Consider the following 1,323-nt stretch of genomic DNA (forward strand, 5'->3'; position numbering starts at 1 on the left):
TATTATGGCAGACCTTGTAACCAAGGAAGACCTGAACAACGCGATTGCGGCCAGTGAGCAACGTATGACTCTGCGCATTGGCTCTATGCTTGCCGCAGTTGTCGGTTTTTATGTGCTTGCCGAAAAGCTCTTTGCCTGACGGGTTTACGAACCACCAGAACTAACCCTCACAATCCGAATATGACCACCCCGCCCGCAAGGCGGGTTTTTTGTTGCGTGCCCCATCCCCTCGAACAGAACTGGAGGACACCATGAACGCAATTTCTGAAATCCCGTCCGTCTCGAATGTACTCGCGACACGCGCCTTGATTGTCTCGCTGACCATCTCCCAATGGACCGCGCATAAGTTTGACCGAAAGGTCTCGCAGGAGGTCAACGAAACCCACAAGGCGGCAAGCGATGCAAGCCGCGTCAACAAATCCCTTCTGCCCAAAAAGGCGCTTGAGGAGATCCAGAGAAAGGCAAATGCAGTCCGGACCGAGTTTAACGGACGCACCCTGCCATGGCTGGATGATGGCCAGCGCGTACTGGCGGCTGAGCACTATGTGGACCACGCCGCATGGTTTCAGAAGCAAAAGGCGGAATATGAACAGTTGGTCGCCGATTTCCTGACCGCCTACCCGGCCCATGTGGATAAGGCCCGCGCCCGCCTTGGCGATATGTTCAATGAGGCTGACTACCCAACGCCCCACGAGATCGCCAAGAAGTTCGATATGACCATGCGGACCATGACGGCACCGTCGACCGACGATATGCGGATTTCCATCTCCGACGCGCAAGCCCAAAGCATCCGCGCTGAGGTCGAAAAGACCATACAAGAGGCAACCAATCGGGCCGTTTCCGATGTCTACCGCCGGGTGCGCGAAGTGTGCGAGCGTATGGTCGATCGGTTGTCGGCCTATAAACCCGCCGCCAAGAAAGGCGACCGCGCAGAGGGCACCTTCCGCAATTCCCTGGTCGAGAACGTCCGAGACCTGATCAGCGTCATGCCATCACTCAACATTACGGGCGATCCGAAACTGGACGATCTCGCCCAGCAGCTGGAAGCCCTGACCGCACATGACGCCGACGTGCTGCGCATATCCGAGAAAGTGCGCGACGAAACAAAAAACAAGGCCCAAGCCATCCTCGACGGTATGGGCGCTTTTGTCGCCTGATGTCGCAATAAATCGCCCGATTTCTCAAAAAGCGGCCCGCAAGGGCCGTTTCAATTATGGAATGCACATGAAACCAGAGACGGTAAAACCAATTAGTGACGCAGACCTTGCACAGCTCAAAGAAGCAATTCTAGCGCGGTGGCAGAGCAAACCCCACTACTGCAGG

The 1,323-nt window shown here is 55.9% G+C and carries 1 protein-coding gene; it reads left to right on the forward strand.

Translation table 11 applies throughout. The features are described 5' to 3' along the window. Nucleotides 1–251 precede the first annotated feature (251 nt). A complete protein-coding gene (locus TRICHSKD4_RS16240; RefSeq protein WP_009467980.1) occupies nucleotides 252–1,157 on the forward strand; it encodes a hypothetical protein in 906 nt (301 codons plus the stop codon). The last annotated feature ends 166 nt before the right edge of the window (nucleotides 1,158–1,323 follow it).

It is taken from the genome of Roseibium sp. TrichSKD4 (assembly GCF_000148725.1).
GTDB lineage: Bacteria > Pseudomonadota > Alphaproteobacteria > Rhizobiales > Stappiaceae > Roseibium.